Annotated in this window: 20 protein-coding genes; 8 read left to right on the forward strand and 12 right to left on the reverse strand. The window is 73.4% G+C overall.

Annotation, left to right across the window (positions count from 1 at the left end):
• Positions 1 to 2: 2 nt before the first annotated feature.
• A complete protein-coding gene (locus ACIBTV_RS06995) occupies positions 3 to 1,052 on the forward strand; it encodes a HEAT repeat domain-containing protein (RefSeq protein WP_396703080.1) in 1,050 nt (349 codons plus the stop codon).
• 94 nt (positions 1,053 to 1,146) lie between these two features.
• On the opposite strand, the gene ACIBTV_RS07000 is transcribed toward ACIBTV_RS06995, so the two are convergent.
• Positions 1,147 to 1,575: a DUF4362 domain-containing protein gene (locus ACIBTV_RS07000; protein WP_396703081.1), complete on the reverse strand. Its 429-nt coding sequence runs from the start codon at positions 1,573 to 1,575 to the stop codon at positions 1,147 to 1,149.
• Positions 1,576 to 1,713: 138 nt separating this feature from the next.
• Positions 1,714 to 1,896 carry a hypothetical protein gene (locus tag ACIBTV_RS07005; RefSeq protein ID WP_396703082.1) on the reverse strand — a complete coding sequence of 61 codons (183 nt, stop codon included), beginning with the start codon at positions 1,894 to 1,896 and terminating at the stop codon, positions 1,714 to 1,716.
• Between the two features lie 372 nt (positions 1,897 to 2,268).
• Here ACIBTV_RS07005 and ACIBTV_RS07010 point away from each other — a divergent pair, with 372 nt between their 5' ends.
• On the forward strand, positions 2,269 to 2,928 hold the full coding sequence (locus ACIBTV_RS07010) for a GNAT family N-acetyltransferase (protein ID WP_396703083.1): 660 nt from the start codon (positions 2,269 to 2,271) through the stop codon (positions 2,926 to 2,928).
• A 39-nt stretch (positions 2,929 to 2,967) separates the two neighbouring features.
• Here the strand turns inward: ACIBTV_RS07010 and ACIBTV_RS07015 are convergent, their stop codons facing one another.
• From ACIBTV_RS07015 to ACIBTV_RS07025, 3 genes are all read right to left on the reverse strand, one after another.
• Complete coding sequence (locus tag ACIBTV_RS07015; RefSeq protein ID WP_396703084.1) at positions 2,968 to 4,506, reverse strand: MFS transporter; 1,539 nt, start codon at positions 4,504 to 4,506, stop codon at positions 2,968 to 2,970.
• The gene (locus ACIBTV_RS07020; protein ID WP_396703085.1) at positions 4,503 to 5,201 is read right to left on the reverse strand and encodes a winged helix-turn-helix domain-containing protein; all 699 of its coding nucleotides are present in this window, start codon (positions 5,199 to 5,201) and stop codon (positions 4,503 to 4,505) included. Before ACIBTV_RS07020 ends, ACIBTV_RS07015 begins: the two co-directional genes overlap by 4 nt.
• 230 nt (positions 5,202 to 5,431) lie before the next feature.
• Positions 5,432 to 6,049 (reverse strand): pyridoxamine 5'-phosphate oxidase family protein, encoded by a 618-nt coding sequence (locus ACIBTV_RS07025; RefSeq protein WP_396703086.1) that lies wholly within the window; start codon positions 6,047 to 6,049, stop codon positions 5,432 to 5,434.
• A 162-nt stretch (positions 6,050 to 6,211) separates the two neighbouring features.
• On the opposite strand from ACIBTV_RS07025, the gene ACIBTV_RS07030 reads away from it, so the two are divergent.
• Together ACIBTV_RS07030 and ACIBTV_RS07035 are read left to right on the forward strand one after the other, a co-directional pair.
• Positions 6,212 to 6,760 carry an Hsp20/alpha crystallin family protein gene (locus ACIBTV_RS07030; RefSeq protein WP_396703087.1) on the forward strand — a complete coding sequence of 183 codons (549 nt, stop codon included), beginning with the start codon at positions 6,212 to 6,214 and terminating at the stop codon, positions 6,758 to 6,760.
• Positions 6,761 to 6,769: 9 nt separating this feature from the next.
• A complete protein-coding gene (locus ACIBTV_RS07035) occupies positions 6,770 to 7,891 on the forward strand; it encodes a glycosyltransferase family 9 protein (protein WP_396703088.1) in 1,122 nt (373 codons plus the stop codon).
• Between the two features lie 54 nt (positions 7,892 to 7,945).
• Here the strand turns inward: ACIBTV_RS07035 and ACIBTV_RS07040 are convergent, their stop codons facing one another.
• Together ACIBTV_RS07040 and rfaE2 are read right to left on the reverse strand one after the other, a co-directional pair.
• Positions 7,946 to 8,824, reverse strand: coding sequence for a glycosyltransferase family 2 protein (locus tag ACIBTV_RS07040; RefSeq protein WP_396703089.1), 879 nt, complete (start codon positions 8,822 to 8,824; stop codon positions 7,946 to 7,948).
• Entirely contained in the window at positions 8,821 to 10,755 is a 1,935-nt protein-coding gene (rfaE2, locus tag ACIBTV_RS07045) for a D-glycero-beta-D-manno-heptose 1-phosphate adenylyltransferase (RefSeq protein WP_396703090.1), read from the reverse strand. The genes ACIBTV_RS07040 and rfaE2 overlap by 4 nt, the downstream gene beginning before the upstream one ends.
• A 158-nt stretch (positions 10,756 to 10,913) precedes the next feature.
• On the opposite strand from rfaE2, the gene ACIBTV_RS07050 reads away from it, so the two are divergent.
• The 3 genes from ACIBTV_RS07050 to ACIBTV_RS07060 all read left to right on the forward strand — a co-directional run bounded on the left by ACIBTV_RS07050 (position 10,914) and on the right by ACIBTV_RS07060 (position 14,312).
• A complete protein-coding gene (locus ACIBTV_RS07050) occupies positions 10,914 to 11,465 on the forward strand; it encodes a type 1 glutamine amidotransferase domain-containing protein (protein ID WP_396703091.1) in 552 nt (183 codons plus the stop codon).
• Positions 11,466 to 11,578: 113 nt separating this feature from the next.
• On the forward strand, positions 11,579 to 13,255 hold the full coding sequence (locus ACIBTV_RS07055; protein WP_396703092.1) for an MDR family MFS transporter: 1,677 nt from the start codon (positions 11,579 to 11,581) through the stop codon (positions 13,253 to 13,255).
• 145 nt (positions 13,256 to 13,400) lie between these two features.
• Complete coding sequence (locus ACIBTV_RS07060) at positions 13,401 to 14,312, forward strand: hypothetical protein (protein ID WP_396703093.1); 912 nt, start codon at positions 13,401 to 13,403, stop codon at positions 14,310 to 14,312.
• Positions 14,313 to 14,347: 35 nt separating this feature from the next.
• On the opposite strand, the gene ACIBTV_RS07065 is transcribed toward ACIBTV_RS07060, so the two are convergent.
• Positions 14,348 to 14,839 (reverse strand): NUDIX domain-containing protein, encoded by a 492-nt coding sequence (locus tag ACIBTV_RS07065; RefSeq protein WP_396703094.1) that lies wholly within the window; start codon positions 14,837 to 14,839, stop codon positions 14,348 to 14,350.
• 83 nt (positions 14,840 to 14,922) lie between these two features.
• On the opposite strand from ACIBTV_RS07065, the gene ACIBTV_RS07070 reads away from it, so the two are divergent.
• Positions 14,923 to 16,572 (forward strand): fatty acid--CoA ligase, encoded by a 1,650-nt coding sequence (locus tag ACIBTV_RS07070; RefSeq protein ID WP_396703095.1) that lies wholly within the window; start codon positions 14,923 to 14,925, stop codon positions 16,570 to 16,572.
• 215 nt (positions 16,573 to 16,787) lie between these two features.
• Here ACIBTV_RS07070 and ACIBTV_RS07075 read toward each other — a convergent pair whose 3' ends face one another.
• The 4 genes from ACIBTV_RS07075 to ACIBTV_RS07090 form a co-directional block, all read right to left on the reverse strand.
• Positions 16,788 to 17,801, reverse strand: a complete 1,014-nt coding sequence (locus tag ACIBTV_RS07075; protein ID WP_396703096.1) for an NADPH:quinone reductase — start codon at positions 17,799 to 17,801, stop codon at positions 16,788 to 16,790.
• Positions 17,802 to 17,959: 158 nt separating this feature from the next.
• Positions 17,960 to 18,613 (reverse strand): HAD family hydrolase, encoded by a 654-nt coding sequence (locus ACIBTV_RS07080; RefSeq protein WP_396703097.1) that lies wholly within the window; start codon positions 18,611 to 18,613, stop codon positions 17,960 to 17,962.
• A 28-nt stretch (positions 18,614 to 18,641) separates the two neighbouring features.
• A complete protein-coding gene (locus tag ACIBTV_RS07085) occupies positions 18,642 to 19,466 on the reverse strand; it encodes a hypothetical protein (protein ID WP_396703229.1) in 825 nt (274 codons plus the stop codon).
• Positions 19,467 to 19,644: 178 nt separating this feature from the next.
• Entirely contained in the window at positions 19,645 to 20,328 is a 684-nt protein-coding gene (locus ACIBTV_RS07090; protein ID WP_396703098.1) for an FKBP-type peptidyl-prolyl cis-trans isomerase, read from the reverse strand.
• Positions 20,329 to 20,368 lie beyond the last annotated feature (40 nt).

Here is a 20,368-nt window from a genome sequence, read left to right on the forward strand (position 1 = left end):
CGGTGGCTGGCCGGCGGCTCGGTACCGAAGCCCAGGTCATCGACCTGGGCTTCGCCGTTCTCACGGTCGACAACAGCATCGCGAGCCGTGCCGTCCGCGAATGGTCCGCATCCCGCGCCGTGACCGCCATCCAGGCACGCATGTTGACAACAGGCCGAGTCCAAGCGCTGCGAGGGATTCACGGGCTGATTGGCGGATCTAGGTTGTCTCCTATGCGTGACCGATGTCGTGAGCTGACTGACCCTGACCGTGAAGTTCGGCTGGAGGCACTGCGTGCGCTCGTGACTGGAGCCGAGAAAGGGGACGAGGCCGCGAAGGAGGTCCTCAGGGAGATCGTGAACGGTTACCCCAACTTCGACCCCGAGATCTACTCCCGCGCGTTGAATCTCCTTGCGTTGTTCGGTGATGAGTCGCTGGCCGAAGCGCTCCTTGCTGCGCTTGCCGACGAGGAGTACGGATGCCAGAGGTGGGCGGCGATCGGCTGCGGCGTCCTGCGCCTTCAGACGGCCGCGCCGCTGTTGATCGACCTCCTTCGCCACCCGGAGGCTCTCACCCGCGAGAGCGCCTGTGAAGCTCTGGGAGAGATACGTGATCCCACTGCGGTCACGCCTCTCGCGCAGGTGCTCGACGACCCAGCCGAGCACGTCAGAGCAGCTGCCGCCCACGCCCTGGCCGACATCGGTGACGACGAGGCGATCGAGCACTTGTGGGCTGCGCTGGAGTCGCCTCGCCGGCCCGTACGTGCCGGCTACCTGTCGGCCGCGCTGGCGCACCCTGCAATCAAAACCTTCGACCGTCTGGTCCAGGCGACCTCACACGACGATCCCGAAGTGCGGTTCTGGGCAGCACGGGCGCTCGGTGCCACCGGCGACGAACGAGCCGAGAAGCTGCTGACGCGCCTCGCCGTCGAGGACCACGCCACGGTGCGGACCGGCGGGCACGTGAGTACCGCTGCCAAGAAGGCACTGAAGACGCTGCGAAACATCCGCAAACATCAACGGACGGAACGCGCTGGAGAACAGACCCAGCGGCGGCTACTCCGTCCGGATTGACGGGATCTCGGTGTGGAACGGGCGGTTGACGGTACGCGTCGAGGAGTCACGGCCCGGCCGGTCGTGCGGCTCGGCCGACGTGCTGACCAACATCTCATGCGGGCTTCGGACTGGAGCAGGTGTTGAAGCTCAACCGGCTGCCGTCTTCGATGCTCGGGCCGGTGCAGGTCTGGCGCTCCACGCGTCCGGAGCCGAACCGGTCGGCCCGGGCGTCGGTGATCACTTCCACCCGTCCGTCGCCGTGAACCGCGTAGGTGGTGGTGATGGGGTCGCCCTCGGTGGTGGGCTGGGTGACGACGAGGCGGGCCGGCTGCCGGTTCTCGGCGGCCTCGACGACGCACCGCAGCGCGTCGGTGGGCACCGTCTGGCCCTGGCGGAGGAGGAGCGTGCCGCAGTCGTGGGAGCCGGGCTCGGCCGGCTGCGCGGCCGGCGGACCCGTTGGTGCGGCCGTCGGGGTCGTCTGGACCACGCAGCCGGTGAGAAGGAGCGTGACGGCCAGCGCCCCGAATCCTCTGTACCGCATGGAGAGTCTGACGTCGTGCGGCCCGGCCGGGTTCCGCTCACCGGGCGCGTCCGCCTACAGTCGGCGGCGCGCGAAGAGCAGCGCCGGCGACGAGGGCCAGCCTGCCGGCTCCGGGGCGGGTTCGTCCGGTGGATCGGATCACCGAGGTCGTCCGTCGAACTTGCCGGCGACCGCGTGTTCGGTGTCGGTCACCTGGCCCGTCTCCAGGATCTGCTTGAGCCTGCGCAGGTTCGCGGCCACCTCGGCGGCGGGCGGTCTGCCGACCAGGGCCAGCGCGGCTCGCCCCAGCCCGCCGAGGGGCGTCGCCAGCACCTCCCGCACGTCGGTGTGTCCCGGCCTGGGCCCGGGTCACCCTGATCGTGGAGCCCAGGCGGACGCCGAGCGGAGCGACGATCGTCCACCGGTGGGTCGTCGGCCCGATCCGATCGACGGCCAGGACGTCCCCCAGGAAGCGGGGCAGGTTCTGGAAGTCCCGGTAGAAGCCGAAGACGTCCGCCACCGGGCGTTCGATGGTCACCCGTGCCTCGATCGCGTCCTCACGGGGGCGAAGTGCCGAGCCGCGCATCGCTGTCTCCCAGGGAATCTCGCAGTCAGGCGGGCATGCCCGACCGCCTGTCCGTTAAACCCGGCGCGTCGGTGGGTGCGCGGCGAAATCCGGGTGCGGCGGGCGGCCCGGCGTCCACAGAATGGCCCGTGATCGTCGACCACTGGCCCCTGCTGGGTCTCCGCGTCCGCACCGAACGCCTGGAGCTGCGGCTACCCACCGACGACGAGTTGGCGGTCCTCGCCGACCTGGCGGCCCGGGGCGTCCACCCACCGAACGAGCGTCCGTTCCTCACCCCGTGGACGGATCTGCCGCCCCGCGAACTGGCGCGGGGCGTCGTGCAGCGGCACTGGCGGGACCGCGGGCTGTGGACGCCGCAGCAGTGGACGCTGGAGTTGGCCGTTTTCGAGGACGGCCGCCCGGTGGGTGTGCAGCAGGTGCGCGGGCGGGACTTCGCCGTGCTCCGGGAGGTGCGCAGCGCGTCCTGGCTGAGCCTGGAACACCAGGGCCGGGGCATCGGCCGGGAGATGCGGGCGGCGATGCTGCACCTCGCCTTCGCGGGCCTCGGCGCCGAGCACGCCGTCAGCGAGTCGTTCGCCGACAACCCGGCGCCGCTCGCGGTCTCCCGGGCGCTGGGTTACCGGCCGGACGGGATCAGCCGGGACGCGGTCGGGGCCGAGGTGCGGGTCTCGCAGCGGCTGCGCCTGACCCGACAGGACTGGCTGGCCGGGGATCGTCCACAGGTGAGCCTCGACGGGCTGGACGCCTGCCGGGAGCTGTTCGGGATCGACCCGGCCGACCAGCCGTAGCGGGGCCGGCCGCGTACCGGGTGCCGGCCAGCGTTCCGGTCACCCGGCGGCGGGCTCCGGCAGGTCACGCAGGCGGCGTGCCGGCGAGAAGAACACCCAGAGCGCGCCGGTCAACGCCCCCGCCGTCGCGATCCAGAGCGCTTCGCGTACGCCGATGGCGGCGCCCAGCGCGCCACCGGCCAGCGCGCCGATCGGCCGGATGCCGTAGTTGATGGTGCGCCGCACGCCGCTGGCCCGGGCCAGCAGCGATCCGGGGGTGAGCGCGGTCTGGACCGAGTTGGTCACGATGTCGAGCAGCATCACGCCGACCGCGCAGAGGAACTCGGCGGCGAAGAGCATCCCGAGCACCACCGGCTTGGGCCCGCCGGCCAGCGGTACGAGCAGCAGCGGCGCCGGGAAGAGCACGAACCCGGCCACCATCGTCGGTCCGATACCCAACCGGCGGGTCAGCCGACCGGTTATCGCCGCGCCGAAGAGGCCACCGACCGCGCCGGCACCGAGCACCGCACCGAGCAGACCGGGTGAGAGGTGCAGCTCCCGGGTGGCGTAGAGCACGAAGAGCGCGGAGAACATGAAGTTGAAAAGGTTGAGCGTCGTGGTGCCGAGCACGGTCGCACGCATCATCGGCGTACGGGCGATGAACCGGAGCCCCTCGGCGATCCCCAGGCCGCGTCCGCGGGCGGGCGGCGGCTCCGTCGGCCGGATCCGCCCGAGGAAGTACGCGGACCAGACGTACGACAGCGCGTCGGTGACCAGGGCGATCGGCGCGGAGAGCAACTGCACCAGGAGGCCACCGATGCTGGGCCCGGCGACGAAGGACATCGCCCGAGCGCCGTTGAGCAGGGTGTTCGCCTCGACGTAGTCCTGGCGCCGCACCACCGACACGAAGAGCGGGCCGCGGGCGACCTCGAAGAGCACGGCGAGGGTGCCCATCGCGAACGCCACCGCGTAGAGCTGGGTCAGGGTCAGCAGGTCCAGCAGGTAGGCGGCGGGGATGGTGGCCAGCAGCACCGCCCGGCCGAGGTCGCTGAGGATCATGATCCGTCGTTTGTGTGGAAGCCGGTCCACCCATGCCCCGGCGAGCAGCGAGAAGAAGAGGTTCGGCGCGAGCAGCGCCGCGGTCAGGTAGCCCATCTGCGCCGGGCCGGCGTCGGTGACGAGTACGGCCAGCAGCGGTAGGGCCAGCGTGGAGACCTCGTCGCCGAAGTACGAGACGGTCTGCGCCGACCAGTACCGGCGGAACGTCCGCTCCCGCAACAACCGGGGCAGCCGGCGGTGCCGGACCCCGACGCCGACGGTCTTGTCGACGCCGACACCGTTGCCCGCCGCGTTGGTGCCGGCGGTTTCGACCGGGCCGCTGGCCAGGTCGGTTGGGCTCGCGTCGGCCGAACCGCGAGCCGTGACGGTCGGGCGGTGCGGCGGGTCGGTCGGGCTGGGTCCGGCCGGGACGCGCGGCGTGGTGGTCGTGCCCTGTTCGGCCGGGCCGCGCGGCGTGACGGTGGGCGGGGTGGCGCCGAGGGCGGGCGGGGTGGCGCCGACGGCGAGCGGCGTCGATGTCGCGCCCGGGTCGACGCTCATCGGTCGGCACCCGGCTCGTCGGCCTCGCCGGCCCCGGCGGGAGCGGCGGGGGCGGGGTCGGCGGGGGCGGGGTCGGCGGGGTCGGCGGCCGGCTCGTCGGCGGCCTCCGCGGTCGCCGGACCACCGCCGGATGACGCGGAGAGCACGGCGAGTTGGATGAGGCTGACCCGGCGGAACCCGACCGGCCGGCGGGACGGGTCGGTGATGCGGTCGTCGTACTCGGCGAGCAGGGCGTCGATGCGGCCCGTCAATTCGGCCAGCTCCTCCGCCGTGACGTAGAGGGACTGGTCGCTGAAGCCGGTGACCGCCCGCCACTCCGTCGGCTCGTCGACCCGCCGGGCGAGGAACTCCTCGGCCTGTCGCGTGTAGAGGGCGAGCTGGGCCGCGTGCAGCTCGTCGGTGGCCGCGCGGACCTGCGGGTCGTCCGAGTCGTCGTCCCAGGAGGTGACACGGGCCGTGGCCCGCCACGGTCGCTCCCGGGCGTCGGCGCCGGGCGCCCGCTCGGCGAGCCCGTACTTGGCGAGCTGGCGGAGGTGGAACGAGCAGCTCGCGACGCTCTCACCGAGCTGTTCGGCGGCTCGGGTGGCGGTCATCGGGCCCTGCTGGCGGAGCAGCCCGAGCAGGGCCATCCGGAGCGGGTGGGCGTAGCCGCGCAACGCCCTCGGATCGGTCAGCTTCACATGGGGCAGCGACATACCCTAAAGCTATCTTTAGAAAGTTACCTTTAGCAACCCCCACCCGCTGCCCCCCGCCCGCCGCCCCCACCCCCGGCTGACCTCCGCGATCTTGCACTTTCCGCCCTGACGAACAGCACAAATCGCCCCCACGGAGGGCCGAAAGTGCAAGATCGCCGGGGCGGGGCGGGGCGGGGCGGGGCGGGGCGGGGCGGGGCGGGGCGGGGGGTGGGGCGGGGGTTGGGGGTTAGTTAGGTGTAGATGGTTTTTAGGTAGTTGGGGCCGTAGTGGTGTTCCAGGTCGGCGAGGCTGTCGGTCGGGGCCTCGACCTCCTTGATCAGGCGGGCCCGGGAGGGCAGCACGTCCGGCTGCCAGGTCTCCGGCCGCCACAGCTCGGAGCGGAGGAACGCCTTCGCGCAGTGGTAGAAGATCTGCTCGATCTCCACCACCACCGCGAGCACCGGCCGGTGGCCCTTGACGACCATGTCGTCGAACCAGGGCGCGTCCCGGACCAGCCGGGCCCGCCCGTTGATCCGCAGCGTGTCGGTCCGACCGGGAATCATGAACAGCAGCCCGACGTGTGGGTTGGCGAGGATGTTGCGGTAGCCGTCCGCCCGCCGGTTGCCGGGGCGCTCGGGCACCGCGATCGTCTCGTCGTCGAGCACCAGGGCGAACCCAGGCGGGTCGCCCTTCGGCGACACGTCGCAGCTGCCGTCCGCGCCCGCGGTGGCCACCAGGCAGAACGGCGAGGCGGCCAGCCAGTCGCGGTCCCGTTGGTGCAGCCGGGGACGGTCCTTGTTGGCGGCACGGGCGTGCGGCGTGCCCAGCAGTTCGCGCAGTTCCTCTTCCGACGTGATCTCCACCGTCACGCGAGCCTCCCCGGGGGCGTTTCACCGTTGGGTGGGACCACCACGTCGTGGCCCTCGCCTCGCCAGCCTAGGCGGGCACGGCGAGCGTGAGGTTTGCGGACCGGACGCGGGGGTACCGCCGAACCCGACAAGGCCGGACCCGACCAGTGGAGAGGCGTGGGCATGAGCGAGCAGGGCGGCGGGTTCGGCCGGGGCTGGCGGGGCCGGCAGCAGGGCTGGGACCCGATGGGCGAGCTGCAGTCGCTGCGCGCCGAGCTGCGCCGGCTGGTCGGCTCCCGCACGAGCCAGCCCGACGTGGAGGTCAGCGAGGTCGCCGACGGCTGGGAGGTCATCGTCCGGCTGCCGGGTGTCGCGCCGGAGGAGGTGGCCGTCGAGGTGGACGACCGGGAGCTCTGCGTACGGGCCCGGTCCGAGGCCGAGGTCAACGCCGACCAGGGCATCCCCGGTGGCTTCGAGACGCGGGGCTTCGAGTACCGGGTGGACCTGCCGACCCGGGTGGACCCGGACGCCATCGACGCCGTCATGGACCACGGCCTGCTGCGCGTACGGTTGCCGCGCGCCGCCCGGCCGACGCCGCGCACCATCACCGTCGGCCGCGCCGGGCCGCGCACCGGCGGCCTCGCCGGTGGTACGCCGATGCCGGTCGACCCGGCCGCGGACCGGGAGCTGCACCACCCGGACACCACGGCCGGCGAGATCGACCGGCCGTAGCGGGACCGCGTGGTCGCCCCGTCCCTGCTCGGCCCGGTCGCCGAGCGCGTGCCCGACGTCGAGCGGATCGCCGTGCTGCGCGCCAACGCGTTGGGAGACTTCATCTTCGTGCTGCCGGCGTTGGACGCGCTGCGGGCCGCGTACCCCCAGGCGGAGATCGTGCTGCTCGGCGCGCCGTGGCACGCGAAGCTGTGGCGCGACCGGCCCGGCCCGGTGGACCGGGTGCTGGTGGTGCCGCCGGCGGACGGCATCCGCGCCCCGGAGCCGGGCGAGACGCCCGGGTCGATGGACGACTTCCTGGCCGCGGCCCGCCGGGAACGCTTCGACGTGGCCGTGCAGGTGCACGGGGGCGGCGCCAACTCCAACCCGTTCGTCGCCGCGCTCGGTGCCCGGGTCACCGCCGGGCTGCGCGCCGAGGGGGCACCGCCACTGGACCGCTGGCTCCGGTACGTCTACTACCAGCACGAGGTGATGCGCTACCTGGAGGTCGCCGCACTGCTCGGCGCGCCGGCCACCACGATCATGCCGGCGCTGGCCGTCACCGACGCCGACCGGGCCGAGGCGGCCGAGGTGCTGGGCCCGGAGGATCGGCCTCGGGTCGCGTTGCACCCCGGAGCCACCGACACCCGCCGCCGCTGGCCCGCCGAGCGCTTCGGCGAGGTCGCGCGCGAGCTGGTCGCCGACGGGTACGAGGTGCTGGTCACCGGCACGCCCGCCGAGCAGGAGGTGGTGGACCGGGTGGTCGCGGCGGCGGGTGTCCCCGTCCGCCCGCAGGTCGGCACCCTCAGCCTCGGCGGCCTGGCCGGTTGCTACGCCGGCGCCCGGCTGGTGATCTCCAACGACACCGGGCCGCTGCACCTGGCCGCGGCTGTCGGCGCCGCCACCGTCGGCATCTTCTGGGTCGGCAACCTCATCAACGTGGCGAACCCGCTGCGCGGCCGGCACCGCCCGATCGCCTCGTGGACGGTGCACTGCCCGGTCTGCGGGGTGGACTGCACTCCCGGCATCTACCCGCACCGGCCGGGCGACGGGGAGTGCCCGCACCGCGACTCGTTCGTCACGGACGTGCCGGTGGCCGAGGTCGTGGAAGCCGCCCGGGAGCTGCTGCGACCCGAGCCCGGCGCGCCCTGACCCCGACTGCCGGCTCGCGTCGACGGCAGCACGGCCGCCGTCGCGGGCGGCGTCTCAGGCGGGTTGGGTGGCGTCCTCGTCGGCGAGCACGACCTCCCACGCCTCCACCTCGCGGTCGGTGACCGTGGTCGGCGACTCCAGGTGGTAGGCCCCGCTGGGCAGGACTCCCGCGCCGCCGTGGCGGGCGAGCACGGCGAGCTGGGCGGCGACGTCCTCGCCCTGGTGCTTCTCCTGCACCCGACGCCAGAACTCGAAGCCGCCCGAGTCGACCAGCTTCGCCCGGTCGTACAGCACGCAGCCGCCGATCCACGACACCTTGTACGCCCGCCAGGCGCCCGCCGGCAGGGCCAGCTTCTCGGTGATGTGCAGCAGGTTCGCGGCCGGATGGATGCGCGCCCTGTCCCATGCGGGCGTGCCCGGCCGGATCCGCTCCGGCTCCGGCCGGCCGATCCACTCCTCGTAGTGCCCGTGCGTCTCCGGTCGAATATCGTCCAGATAGGACAGCCCGTGGACCGCGTTGCCCACGAACCCGCAGCCCAGCTCGGTCAGGGCGGTCACCAGGCGGCGCAGGGTGCCCGGTTCCAGCCAGACGTCGTCGTCGAGGCAGAGCACGTACCGGGCGGCCGACGCGGCCAGCAGGGAGGCGCGGTGCTCGGCCAGCCCTCGCCGCGGCAGGTGGCGGGTGAGCAGCACGGGGTGCCCCCGGTGTCGCAGCGTCCGGACCATCGTGGCGGCGGCCGGGTGGCGGAACGCCGCGTCCCCGTCGGACTGGTCGCTGACCACCACCCCGAAGCCGGGCACGCCCTCCTGGGCGGCCAGCCCGGAGAGGGTGACCGCCAGCTCGGCGGGACGGTTACGGGTCGGGATCAGCACGTCGACCAGCCGGTCGGCGCGGAACTGCTCCGGGGCACCCGGGTCGAGCGGCCGGTTCACGACGGCTTCGTGGTCAGGTCGTTCTCCCGCTCCTGGCTGTGCCTCCGGATCCGCTCGATGATCCGCGAGGTGGACCGGTCCGGCACGTACCCGAGGGTGCGGACCTGGCCGCCCAGGCGGCGGACCAGCGGGGCCTCCGGGACCATCTCCGGCGGGTAGTCGCCGCCCTTGACGTACACGTCGGGTCGGAGCGCCTCGATCAGGGTCGCCGGGGAGTCCTCCTCGAAGACGACCACATGGTCCACACAGGAGAGCGCGGCGAGCAGCTCCGCCCGATCCTCCACCGGGTTGACCGGGCGGTCCGGGCCCTTCAGCCGGCGGACGCTGCCGTCCGAGTTGACCGCGACCACCAGCAGGTCGCCGAGCGTACGGGCCTGCTCCAGGTAGCGCACGTGCCCCCGGTGCAGCACGTCGAAGCAGCCGTTGGTGAAGACGACCGTCCGCCCGTCGCGTCGGTGCGCGTCGACGACCGTGGCCAGCTCGTCCACGCCGATGACGGGCGGGTGCCCACCGTCGGGCACCGGGACCTCCAGCGCGCTCAGCAGGTCCTCCCGACGGCACACGCAGGTGCCGGTGTCGGAGACCGTGATCGTCGCTGCGAGCTGGGCGAGCTGCGCGGCGGTCGGCAGCGGCGCGTCGGCGGCCAGCGCCAGCGTCATCGCCGCCAGGTACGCGTCCCCCGCCCCCACCGCGTGGCTGGCCGGCACCGGTGTGCTGTGGCTGCGTCGGGGCTCGCCGTCCGCGCCGCCGACCACCGCGCCGTCCGTGTCCAGGGTCACCGCCACCACGTCCGCGCCGGTGTGCTCGCGCAGCTCGGCGAGGCGCGACTCGGCCAGCACGGCGCGGTCCACGCCCTCGCCGGCCTCGGCGTTCACCGTCACGCCGGTGCCGGTCACGCTCAGCCCGTCGCCGGTCATCGCGACCCGGTCCTCGCCCGGGATCGGCTCGCCGGTGGGCACGAAGCGCTCCGCGGGCGGGACCGGCTCCGGCGGCGCGGCGGTGTCGGCGGTCGGCCCGACCCGATCGTGGCCGGACGCGGCGTCATCTGCCCGCGAGCGGCCGCCGCCCGCCGCTCGGTTGGCCGGCGCCCGGCTGGCCGGCGCGCCGTTGGCCGGTGTGGCTTCGCGCAGCGCGCGAGCGGCACCGGGTGCGGCGCCGACGGTCAGCTCGGACGGGCCGTCGGCCGGGTCCACGTCCGGGTGGGCCAGGTGCAGCTCCGTGCCCCCGGCCCGGGGCGTGGCACCGGCGGCCCGCGCCAGCAGGCGGGTCGCCTCGGCGAAGCTCGGGGTCACCACGGTCGGGGCGAGGCCCCGCCAGTCGGCGAGGTCGTGCGCGTCGAGCGCCACCGTCGCGTACCGCTCCCGGTTGGCGACCAGCCAGGCGCGCACCGGCGCGGGCAGCGCGCCGAGGCCGTAGTCGCAGACCACCAGGGTCGGTGCCTCGCCACCGGCGGCGGCGCGCAGCTCCTCGGTCGCACAGCTCAGCGCGGTGAGCAGGTTGTTCACCCCGTCCGGGTCGAGCGCGTCCTCCGGTTCGCCGGAGTCCTCGCGGAGCAGGATCTGGTTGCCGGCCAGCATCCGCCGCTTCACCGGCGTGGGCCGGCCGGGCTGGTTGACCGTCCGGTCCCAGACGCCCGCCCGGTCCAGGCAGTCGTGCAGCTCGTCGCCGGCCACGTCGGCGCCGACCGGGGCGACCAGCACGGCCAGCCCGCCGAGCGCGGCGACGTTCACCGCCGTGTTGGCCGCGCCGCCGGCCGCGGAGATCCGCCGCCGGAGGGTGAGGACCGGCGCGGGCGCCTCCCGGCAGAGTCGGTCGGACTCCGCGAAGCGCCAGTCGTCGAGCATGGCGTCGCCGATCACCAGGACCGGCCGGCCCCGCCAACTGTCCACGACCGTGGCGAGCCGGCGCTGTTCCGCTGCTGCTCCTGCCATGCCTCCCCGCATCCCCCCGGCCGATGGGGTCAAACCTGGCCTCCGTCGATGCGCCGGGTGGGGCGAGCCGGGTCGTGGCGGCCGTCACCGGCTGCCCGGTTTCGCCCCGGGTGCTCCGGGAAGGAACCAGACGTACCCCGGAGAGGAGATGCATCGAGATGGCAGAGACGACACTTCACGGCAAGCGGATCGCCTTCCTGGCCGCCGACGGGGTGGAGGAGGTCGAGTACGTGCAGCCCCGCGAGGCGGTGGAGAAGGCGGGCGCCCTGGTCGAGCTGGTCTCGCCGAAGCCCGGCACCGTCCGCGCCTTCAACCACCTCGACCCGGCCAAGCCGTACGACGTGGACGTGACGACGGCCGAGGCGGACGCCGCGGCGTACGACGCGCTGGTGCTGCCCGGCGGCGTGGCGAACCCCGACTTCCTGCGTACCGACGCGGACGCGGTGCGCTTCGTCCGGGCGTTCTTCGACGCCGGAAAGCCGGTCGGGGTGATCTGCCACGGGCCGTGGACGCTGATCGAGGCGGACGTGGTGCGGGGTCGCCGGATCACGTCCTGGCCGAGCCTGCGCACCGACCTGACCAACGCGGGCGCGACCTGGGTCGACGAGGAGTGCGTGACCGACAACGGCCTGGTCAGCAGCCGTAAGCCGGACGACCTTCCCGCCTTCTGCACCAAGATCGTCGAGGAGTTCGCCGAGGGTCGGCACTGAGCGGCGCCGCCGGACGGGGTTGGTGGCCGGACTCCCGACCGCCAGCCCCGTGATCGTCCGGGCGAGTTCGGCTGGTCGGGGCATGTTCCCCGTGCGGTGGGAAAGAGGGCGTGATGACCACGGAAGCTCACGCCGCGCCGAGGCTGAACAGCCGTCAGATACGTCTGCTCATGATCGGTCTGATGACCGGCATGCTGCTGGCGGCCCTGGACCAGACCATCGTGGGTACGGCCCTGCCGACCATCGTCGGCGAACTGGGCGGCATCAACCACTACTCGTGGGTGGTGACCGCCTACCTGCTGGCGTCCACCGCGTCGACGCCCCTGTACGGCAAGATGGCCGACCTGTACGGCCGCCGTCCGGTCTTCCTGTTCTCGATCGGCACGTTCCTGGTGGGTTCGCTGCTGGCCGGGTTGTCGCAGAACATGACCCAGCTGATCGTCACCCGCGGGATCCAGGGCCTGGGTGCCGGTGGTCTGATGACGCTGGCCTTCACGATCATCTCCGACGTGGTCTCACCGCGTGAACGTGGCCGCTACCAGGGCCTGTTCGGCGCGGTCTTCGGCATCTCCTCGGTGGCCGGTCCGCTGGTCGGCGGGTACTTCGCCGAGACGAACTGGCGCTGGATCTTTTACATCAACGTGCCGTTGGCGATTCTGGCGATCGTGGTCTGCTACCACGTCATGCGGCTGATCCCGTTCGAGCGGCGGGAGCACGCGATCGACTGGCTCGGCGCCGGCCTGCTGGTGGCCGGGGTGAGCTCGCTGCTGCTGGCGCTGAGCTGGGGCGGCAACGAGTACGCCTGGACGTCCGGCGTCATCCTCGGGCTCTTCGCCGCCGGTGTGGTGCTCGGTGTCCTGTTCCTGCTCCAGGAGTCCCGCGTCGCCGAGCCGATCCTGCCGCTGCGGCTCTTCCGCAACCGCACGTTCTCGCTGGCCAACCTGGCCGCCTTCGTGCTCGGTCTGGTGATGTTCGGCTCGATCATCTTCATTCCGCTGTACCTGCAGATCGTGAAGGGCGCCTCGCCGACCCGCAGCGGTCTGCTGATGCTGCCGATGATGGCGGGCATCATCGTCACGTCGGTCCTCACCGGCCGGGCGATGAGCCGGATCGGCCGGTACAAGTGGTTCCCGGTCGCCGGCTCGGTGGTGCTGCTCGCCGGCATGTTGCTCTTCACCCGGCTGCACGTGGACAGCTCGCTCTGGACGGCGTTCGGCTACATGGTGGTGATCGGCGTCGGGCTGGGTCTCTGCATGCAGTCGCTGATCCTCGCCGTGCAGAACGCCGTCTCGGTGCGCGACCTCGGCGCCGGCACCTCGTCGGCGACGTTCTTCCGGTCGCTGGGCGGCTCGTTCGGCGTGGCGATCCTCGGCACGGTGCTCTCCGCGCGGCTCGCCACCGAGCTGGGCCAGCGGCTCCCGTCGGCGATCGCCCAGCTGCCGCCGGCGCAGCAGGCCGCCGTCGACGCGAGCGGCGGCACGAACATCTCGATCAACGACCCGGCGACCATCATGGCCCTGCCCGGGCCGGTCCGGGCCGCCATCCAGGGTGCGTTCGTGGAGGGCCTGCATCAGGTGTTCCTGACCGCGGGGCTGATCGCCATCGCCGCCGTGCTGGTCACGCTCGTGATGCCGAACGCGCAGCTGCGCGGCACCGGTCCGGAGGGCGCGAAGGGCGGCGCCGACCCGCTCGGCGGCGAGGCCGCCGCGCCGGGCGGCAAGCCGCTGACCCGCGAGTCGAAGGAGGAGGCCGCCGCCGAGATGGAGGCCAAGTCCCAGACGATGATCTGACCCCGGTGTAACAGGGCGAGGCCGGTCAACATCCTTTGTAGGGAGTCGCCCCCGGGCGGCTCCCGGCCGGCGTCGACGGGGGCGTTCGGCCCATGCCGCGCTGCGGCCGACGCCGCGGCGCGGCTCCCTGCGAACAAGGGACGTCATGACCTCCGACCGCATCCTGCGTACCGGACTCACCATCCTCACCCTCACCGCCTCGGCCGCTCTGCTGCCGGCCGCACCCGCCGCCGCTGCCCCGGCGCCCCGGCCCGACCTCCGGCTCGACCTCGCCACCACCGACGCGATGATCACGGCCGACGGCGCACGGGTGCGCTTGGACGTCGCCGTCGACAACATCGGCGCGGCGACCGTCGAGGACATCACCGTGGCGGTCAAGGCGCCGGCCGGCAGCCGGATCGCCGGGGACCCCAGCTGGGCCTGCGACCACACCACCTTCGTCTGCACCCACGTCTACGGGCCGGTGGCCGCCGGCGGGTCGGCCGAACCGCTGCGCATGTACCTCACCCTGCCCGACGCCGCTGCCGGCACGGTCGCCACCCTGACCGCGACCGCGTCCACCAGTGCCCGCGAGGTCTCCCGGACCAACAACGCGGACACGGCGGCCAGCACGTACGCGTACCTGCCGGACCTGGGTCTGCTGCCGGGCCTCGACACCGGGGTCTGGCCGGAGGTCGAGGTACCGACCACCGGTGGGGCGATCTCGCCCACCTTCACCGTCCGCAACAACGGCAGCGGCCCGGCCGAGGACCTGCGGCTCACGGTCGAGCGGCCGGCCGGGGTGACCCTCGACGTGGCACCGCCGTCCGGCACCACCGACTGGCAGTGCGACCTCTCCGGCAACCCGGTCGTCTGCACGGCGGGCCCCCTGGAGGCCGGCGCGACGGCCGGCCTCACCCTCCCCATGGTGGCCGCGGGCGGTGCGGCCGACGAGGCGTTCACCGTCCACGGCACGGTGACCACGTCCAGCGGGCAGTGGCGTGACGACCGGGCCGACGCCGACGTCTGGTTCCGCTACGTGCAGCAGTCGGAGGAGCCGACGGACCCGACCGTCTGACCCTTCGGGACCGGCTGGTCCTCGGGTGGCTCCGGCTACTTGAGGATCAGCCGGTTCGTCTGTTCGAAGACGTCCAGGTCGGCCAGGGTCTCCGGCACCGACGTCGAGAGCGGCGCCGGCAGCCGGTCCCGGTCGAAGAACCCGGCGTCGGTGGTCTCGTCGGTCATCCGGGCCAGGGTGCCGTCCCACTCCTCGACGCGGAACGCCGTGGTGAAGATCTGGTACGTGTGGCCGTACATGTTGGTGTGGGTGCGGTCCGGGCCGGTGTAGAGGGCGAACGCGCTCACCCGCAGCGCCCGCAGCCCGGTCTCCTCGCGGACCTCGCGCACCGCGCAGTCGGCGATCGACTCGCCCAGCTCCATCGCGCCCGCCGGCATCGCCCACTGGCCGTTGTCGGAGCGTCGGATCAGCAGGATGCGGCCCGCGTTGTCCCGCACCACGGCACGGGCGCCGACGAACATCAGCGTCCGGTCCCCGGCGAGCGCTCGAAGCTGCCCGACGTACGAGTCCGCCCAGGAGATGCTCACCCGGACAATTTACGAGGCGCGGCGGGGGCCGGGCGGCTTTCCGGGGTTCCCAACATGTGACCGGCGACACTAACTTGTGACCCATGCGTAGCACGATGATGGACGCCCACCTTCAGGTCGCCCGGATCCTCGAACACGGCGCCACCGTGCACGGCACCGCCGAGGTGGTCACGTGGACCGGCGCCGAGCCCCGCCGGATGACGTACGCCGAGGTCGGCCGGGACGCGGCCCGGCTCGCCCACGGGTTGCGCGCCGAGTGCGGCGTGACCGGCGACGAACGGGTCGCCACCTTCATGTGGAACAACAACGAGCACCTGGTGGCCTACTTCGCGGTGCCGAGCATGGGTGCCGTGCTGCACACCCTCAACCTGCGCCTCTTCCCCGACCAGGTCGCCTACATCGCCAACCACGCCGAGGACCGGGTGGTGCTGGTGGACACGACGCTGATCCCCCTGCTGGCCCGGGCCATCGGCCAGATGACCACCGTGCGGCACGTGGTGGTGGTCGGCGGCGGCGACCCGGCCCCGCTGGTGGAGGCGGCCGGCGACCGGATCACCGTGCACACGTGGGACGCGCTGCTCGCCGGCCGCCCCGACACGTACGACTGGCCGGAGGTGGACGAGCGCGATGCCGCCGCCCTCTGCTACACGTCCGGCACGACCGGCAACCCGAAGGGCGTGGCCTACTCGCACCGCTCCATCTACCTGCACTCCCTCCAGGTGTGCATGCCGGAGGGCTTCGGTCTCGGGCCGACCGACCGGGAGTTGGCCATCGTGCCGATGTTCCACGCGATGTCCTGGGGGCTGCCGTTCGCCGCGTTCCTCTCCGGCGCCTCGCTGATCATGCCGGACCGGTTCCTCCAGGCCGCGCCGATCGCCGAGATGATCGCCGCCGAGCGCCCGACCCTGGCCGGCGCGGTGCCGACCATCTGGACCGACCTGCTGGCCTACCTGGACAACCACGATGTCGACACCTCGTCGCTCACGGAGGTCATCGTGGGCGGGTCCGCCTGCCCGCCGGCCCTGATGCACGCGTTCGCGGACCGGCACGACATCCGGGTCATCCACGCCTGGGGCATGACGGAGATGTCCCCGCTGGGCTCGGTCTCCCGTCCGCCGGCCGGGGCGACCGGCGAGGAGGCCTGGCGCTACCGCTACACGCAGGGCCGCATCCCGGCCGGGGTCCAGGCGCGGATCGTCGGGCCGGCGGGGGAGCCGCTGCCCGCCGACGGGACATCCGTGGGTGAGCTGGAGGTCCGCGGCCCGTGGGTGACCGCGCGGTACGTGGGCGACGAGACCCCGGACGAGGAGAAGTTCCGCGACGGTTGGCTGCGCACCGGTGACGTGGGGATGCTGTCCCCGGACGGCTACATCACGCTCACCGACCGGGCGAAGGACGTCATCAAGTCCGGCGGCGAGTGGATCTCATCGGTGGAGCTGGAGAACGCCCTGATGGGGCACCCGGCGGTGCTGGAGGCCTGCGTGGTCGGGGTGCCGGACGAGCGCTGGGACGAGCGGCCGCTGGCGACGGTGGTGGTCCGCGAGGGCGCCACGGTCACGGCGGAGGAGTTGCGCGACTTCCTGTCCATGTCGGTGGCCCGCTGGCAGCTGCCCGAGCGTTGGGCCTTCATCGACGCCGTCCCCAAGACGAGCGTCGGCAAGTTCGACAAAAAGGTCGTCCGTTCGCGGTACGCGGAGGGCGAACTGACGGTCAAGGAGCTGGCCGGCCCGTAACGTTCTTCCGCGGGTGGACGCCTGTACGGGTAGGAGCAACTCCCGGCAGACTTTCCTCCCCAGGGGCGGCCCCGGCGTTCGCACCGCGCCGGGGCCGCCCGTTCCATGCGGGGCGACCCGCAATGCCATTATTGCGAGACTTGTTCGCCTACGTCCCGATGACGGGGAAATCTCCTCACCCGTGAACCGAATCCTCCCAGCTCAGCCCGGTTGTGTCACTGATCGCTCGTGGTGATCAACACACGGCCGACCGTCGAGTCCTCCACCGCCTGGTGCGCCTGCGCGGCCGCGGCAAGCGGATGCCGGTGCAGCGGCAGGCCGGCGTCCGCGCCCACCCGGATCCCGTCCTGCGCGGCCGCCGCGGCGATGTCGTGGACCGCCTGCGCCTTGGCCGCCTTCGGCGTCTTGAAGAGCATCACGAACTGAAGGCGGGCGTTCGAGAGCATCAGCGGCATGGTCGGCACGTTCATCTCGTCGCCGCCGTCGGACGCGTAGATGGAGACCGTTCCCGCCTCGTGCATCACCCGCGCGTCGACCTCCATGTTCGTCGCCGCGGCGACCTCCACGACGGCGTGCACCCCGTCGGGCGCGATCTTGCGGACCTCCTCGACCACGTCCTGCTCCCGATAGTTGATCACGTGGGAGGCACCGGCCGCCGCCGCGAGCTGTGCCTTCTCCGCGCTGCTCACCGTCGCGATGACCGTGGCCTCCCCCCACCGGGCGAGCTGAATGGCGGCGTTGCCGACCGCGCCCGCCCCGCCCTGCACCAGCACGGTGTGGTCGGTCAACGCGCCGGCGTGCAGCGCGTCCGGCATGAACTCGCCGGCGGTCAGGCAGCGGTGCGCGGTGCGGAACGGGACACCGAGGCACGCGCCCAGGTCGAACGAGGCGTCGCCCAGGCGCACCGCCTGCCGGACCGGCACCACCGTGTACTCGGCGCTCGTGCCCCACGGCCGCTGCCAGGCGGCGTCCCAGATCCACACCCGTTCGCCGAGCAGCTCCTGATCGACGCCCTCGCCGACGGCCTCGACGACACCCGCGCCGTCCTGGTCGGGGATCTGCCAGTCGGCCGGCATCGGACCCTGCTGGCGGGACTTCACATCCGTCGGGTTCACCCCGGAAACCGCCATCCGGACCAGGACCTCGCCGCGCCCCGGCTCCGGCACCGGCCGGTCGACCAGCTGGAGCACCGACGGGTCGCCGGTGCGCTCGTACACGATCGCCTTCATGACCGTCTCCTCACTCCCGCGGCTCCGGCGGCGTGGGGCGCCGCCCGGCTGCGGTACCCGGCCCGTCCGGGCCCATGCCGCAGGGCCCGCCCGGGATCCGGGCAGCCGGACGGGCGGGCGGTAACCGGGCAACCGGGCAGGCCGGGGACGGACGGGGGTCAGCCGAGCGTGGCGACGGTCTCCACGGTCAGCTCGTGGATCGACCCGAGGGTCACCGCGGCGAGCGTCGCCGCGTCCGGATCCAGGGGGTACGACCCGTGCGGCACCGCCACCACGCGCATCCCCGCGGCGGCCGCGGAGCGTACGCCGTTGGACGAGTCCTCGACGGCGGCGCAGCGCGCCGGGTCCACCCCCAGCCGCTCCGCCACGGCGAGGTAGACGTCCGGCGCCGGCTTGCCCCGCGCCGTCTCCTCCGTCGACAGGGTCGCGCCGAACACCTCGGTCAGGCCGGTCGCGGCCAGCGTCGCCGCGATCAGCCGGGTCGGCGAGGAGCTGGCCAGCCCCAGCGGCCACCGCGCCGCCAACCGGCGCACCACCTGGTCGGCGTCGTCGATCACCGGTACGCGCGCCGCGTAGCGCTGCGCCATCTCGTCGACGACCTCCCGGGCCACCTGGTCGGCCCCACGGTCGACGCCCAGCTCGTCGCTCAGGTAGCGGGCCCACTCACCCGTGCTCATCCCCATCAGCCGGCGCTGGGTGTCCGACTGCCACGTCCCGCCGTGCGCCGCCACGTACGCCCGCCGGACCTCCTCCCACACCGGCTCGGAGTCCACGATCACGCCGTCCAGGTCGAAGATCACCGCATCCACCACGTGCCCATCCTGCCCCACCGGGCGGACGTCAGGCGCCGGGCGCCGGCAGGCCGATCGGGCTGTCCGTCGGGATCACGCTGTGCGCCGCCCGGGCGATCGGGTCGAGCAGGTCGCGCAGCCGGTCGGCGCGGTCGGCCCCCAGCGCCCGCCACGGCCGCGCCGCCGCGGCATCGGTGGCGTCCTCGATCGCCTGGAACTCGGCCCGGCCCCGCTCAGTGGGCACGCCGTCCACGTCGAGCCAGCCCCGGGCGCGCAGCCGGCCACGGGCGGCGGCCCACTGGTCCTCCAACCAGCCCCGGCCCAGCAGGTGCCGCGCCGGGATGTCGACCGCGACCCGCCAGGCGAGCGTCTCGACCGGGTCGAGGTCGGCGGCGACGAGGGCGGCGACGTGCCCGTCGCCCCGGTGCTCCCGAAGCGTGGTGGCGGCCTGCCAGAGCCGGGCCAGCGGGTATTCGCCGGCGGGCAGCGCGGCGTTGGCCGCGCCGAGCACCCGCCCGGCCGTCTCGACCGCTCCGGCGGCCGCCTCCAGCAGGTCGGCCGCCTCGACCAGGTGCGCCTCGGGCAGCTCGTAGGTCAACTCGGCCAGCGCCTGCACGGCGCCGGTGAGCCGGGCCCGCAGCGCCTCCTGCGGGGTGGCCAGCCGCCAGACCGCCGGCAGCGCCCGGGTGACCATCGGTGGCGCGAAGCTGAAGAACGCGGCGATCACCGGGGCGGGCCCGGTCTCGCCGAGCGGGGCGGCCCGGCCGGCGAAGTAGCCCCGCCAGTAGCCGCGCAGGCCGGCCGCCTCGTAGGCGGCCCGCGCCCGGGGGTGGAAGTAGGTGACGGCGTGCACGGGCTCGTAGTGCGTCCACAACACGCGGGCGGTCCGCCCGAGGCTGTCCAGTGCCGTCACGTGCACCTCCGCGTCCGCGTCGTCCGGGCACCGCCGCCAGTGAACCTATCGGGAGGGTGTGACGGGTTGGAAGCCCTCTGTCATCAACCGCACCACCGGCAGGTGCAGGGCCCGGCCGAGCGCCGGGCCCCCGCCCGGACTACTGCGCGTCGAGCACGTCCACCACGAAGCGCAGCGGGCCCGCCGGCCGGCCGCCCGCGCCGTCGTTGCCGTACGCCAGGTCGGCCGGGATGTCGAGCTGCACCCGGCTGCCGACGGTGACCCCGACGAGCCCCTGGTCCCAGCCCTTGATGACCTGGCCGACGCCGATCGGGAAGCTGGCCGGCTGGCCGCTGTTCCAGGAGGCGTCGAACTCCTTGCCGTCCTTGTAGAAGACGCCCACGTAGTTCGTGGTGATCGTCTGACCGGCCTTCACCGCCGGGCCGGTGCCCTTGATCAGCGGGGTGACGGTGAGCTTGGTCAGGTCACCCGTGCCCGCCTTGACCTCCGGCCGGGTGGCCAGGGCCGGGTCGGCGCCCTCCGGCAGCTGCGGGGCGGGCGGCGCGGTGGGCTGCTCGTCCAGCGCGGCGGACGCCGACGGGCTCGCGCCGGCCTGCGGGGCCGCGTCGTCGTCGTTCCCCTGCCCGACGATCACGAAGACGGTGATCAGCACCGCCACCACGGCCACGCCGGCGAGCCCGCCGATCCAGGCCTGCCGGCGGCGCTTCGCCTCGGCGGCCTTCTGTTCGGCAAGCTGGGCGGCCAACCGCCGCTCCGACTTGGTCCGGTTCTGCGTACGCTCGCTCACGGCGTCGACTCCCTGCTGCGAAGGTGTGGCCGGCACGGTGCCGGGGGGAGAAAGTCGACGCACACGGTACCTGCCC

The sequence above is a fragment of the Micromonospora sp. NPDC049366 genome (assembly GCF_044466625.1).
Taxonomy (GTDB): domain Bacteria; phylum Actinomycetota; class Actinomycetes; order Mycobacteriales; family Micromonosporaceae; genus Micromonospora.

Bases quoted from the DNA above. Each gene is read 5' to 3' on its own strand.
- ACIBTV_RS07070 (WP_396703095.1), top strand. From the start codon at position 14,923: ATGCGTAGCACGATGATGGACGCCCACCTTCAGGTCGCCCGGATCCTC.
- ACIBTV_RS07050 (WP_396703091.1), top strand. From the start codon at position 10,914: ATGGCAGAGACGACACTTCACGGCAAGCGGATCGCCTTCCTGGCCGCC.
- rfaE2 (WP_396703090.1), bottom strand. From the start codon at position 10,755: ATGGCAGGAGCAGCAGCGGAACAGCGCCGGCTCGCCACGGTCGTGGAC.
- ACIBTV_RS07000 (WP_396703081.1), bottom strand. From the start codon at position 1,575: ATGCGGTACAGAGGATTCGGGGCGCTGGCCGTCACGCTCCTTCTCACC.
- ACIBTV_RS07060 (WP_396703093.1), top strand. From the start codon at position 13,401: ATGACCTCCGACCGCATCCTGCGTACCGGACTCACCATCCTCACCCTC.
- ACIBTV_RS07015 (WP_396703084.1), bottom strand. From the start codon at position 4,506: ATGAGCGTCGACCCGGGCGCGACATCGACGCCGCTCGCCGTCGGCGCC.
- ACIBTV_RS07055 (WP_396703092.1), top strand. From the start codon at position 11,579: ATGACCACGGAAGCTCACGCCGCGCCGAGGCTGAACAGCCGTCAGATA.
- ACIBTV_RS07030 (WP_396703087.1), top strand. From the start codon at position 6,212: ATGAGCGAGCAGGGCGGCGGGTTCGGCCGGGGCTGGCGGGGCCGGCAG.
- ACIBTV_RS07020 (WP_396703085.1), bottom strand. From the start codon at position 5,201: ATGTCGCTGCCCCATGTGAAGCTGACCGATCCGAGGGCGTTGCGCGGC.
- ACIBTV_RS07075 (WP_396703096.1), bottom strand. From the start codon at position 17,801: ATGAAGGCGATCGTGTACGAGCGCACCGGCGACCCGTCGGTGCTCCAG.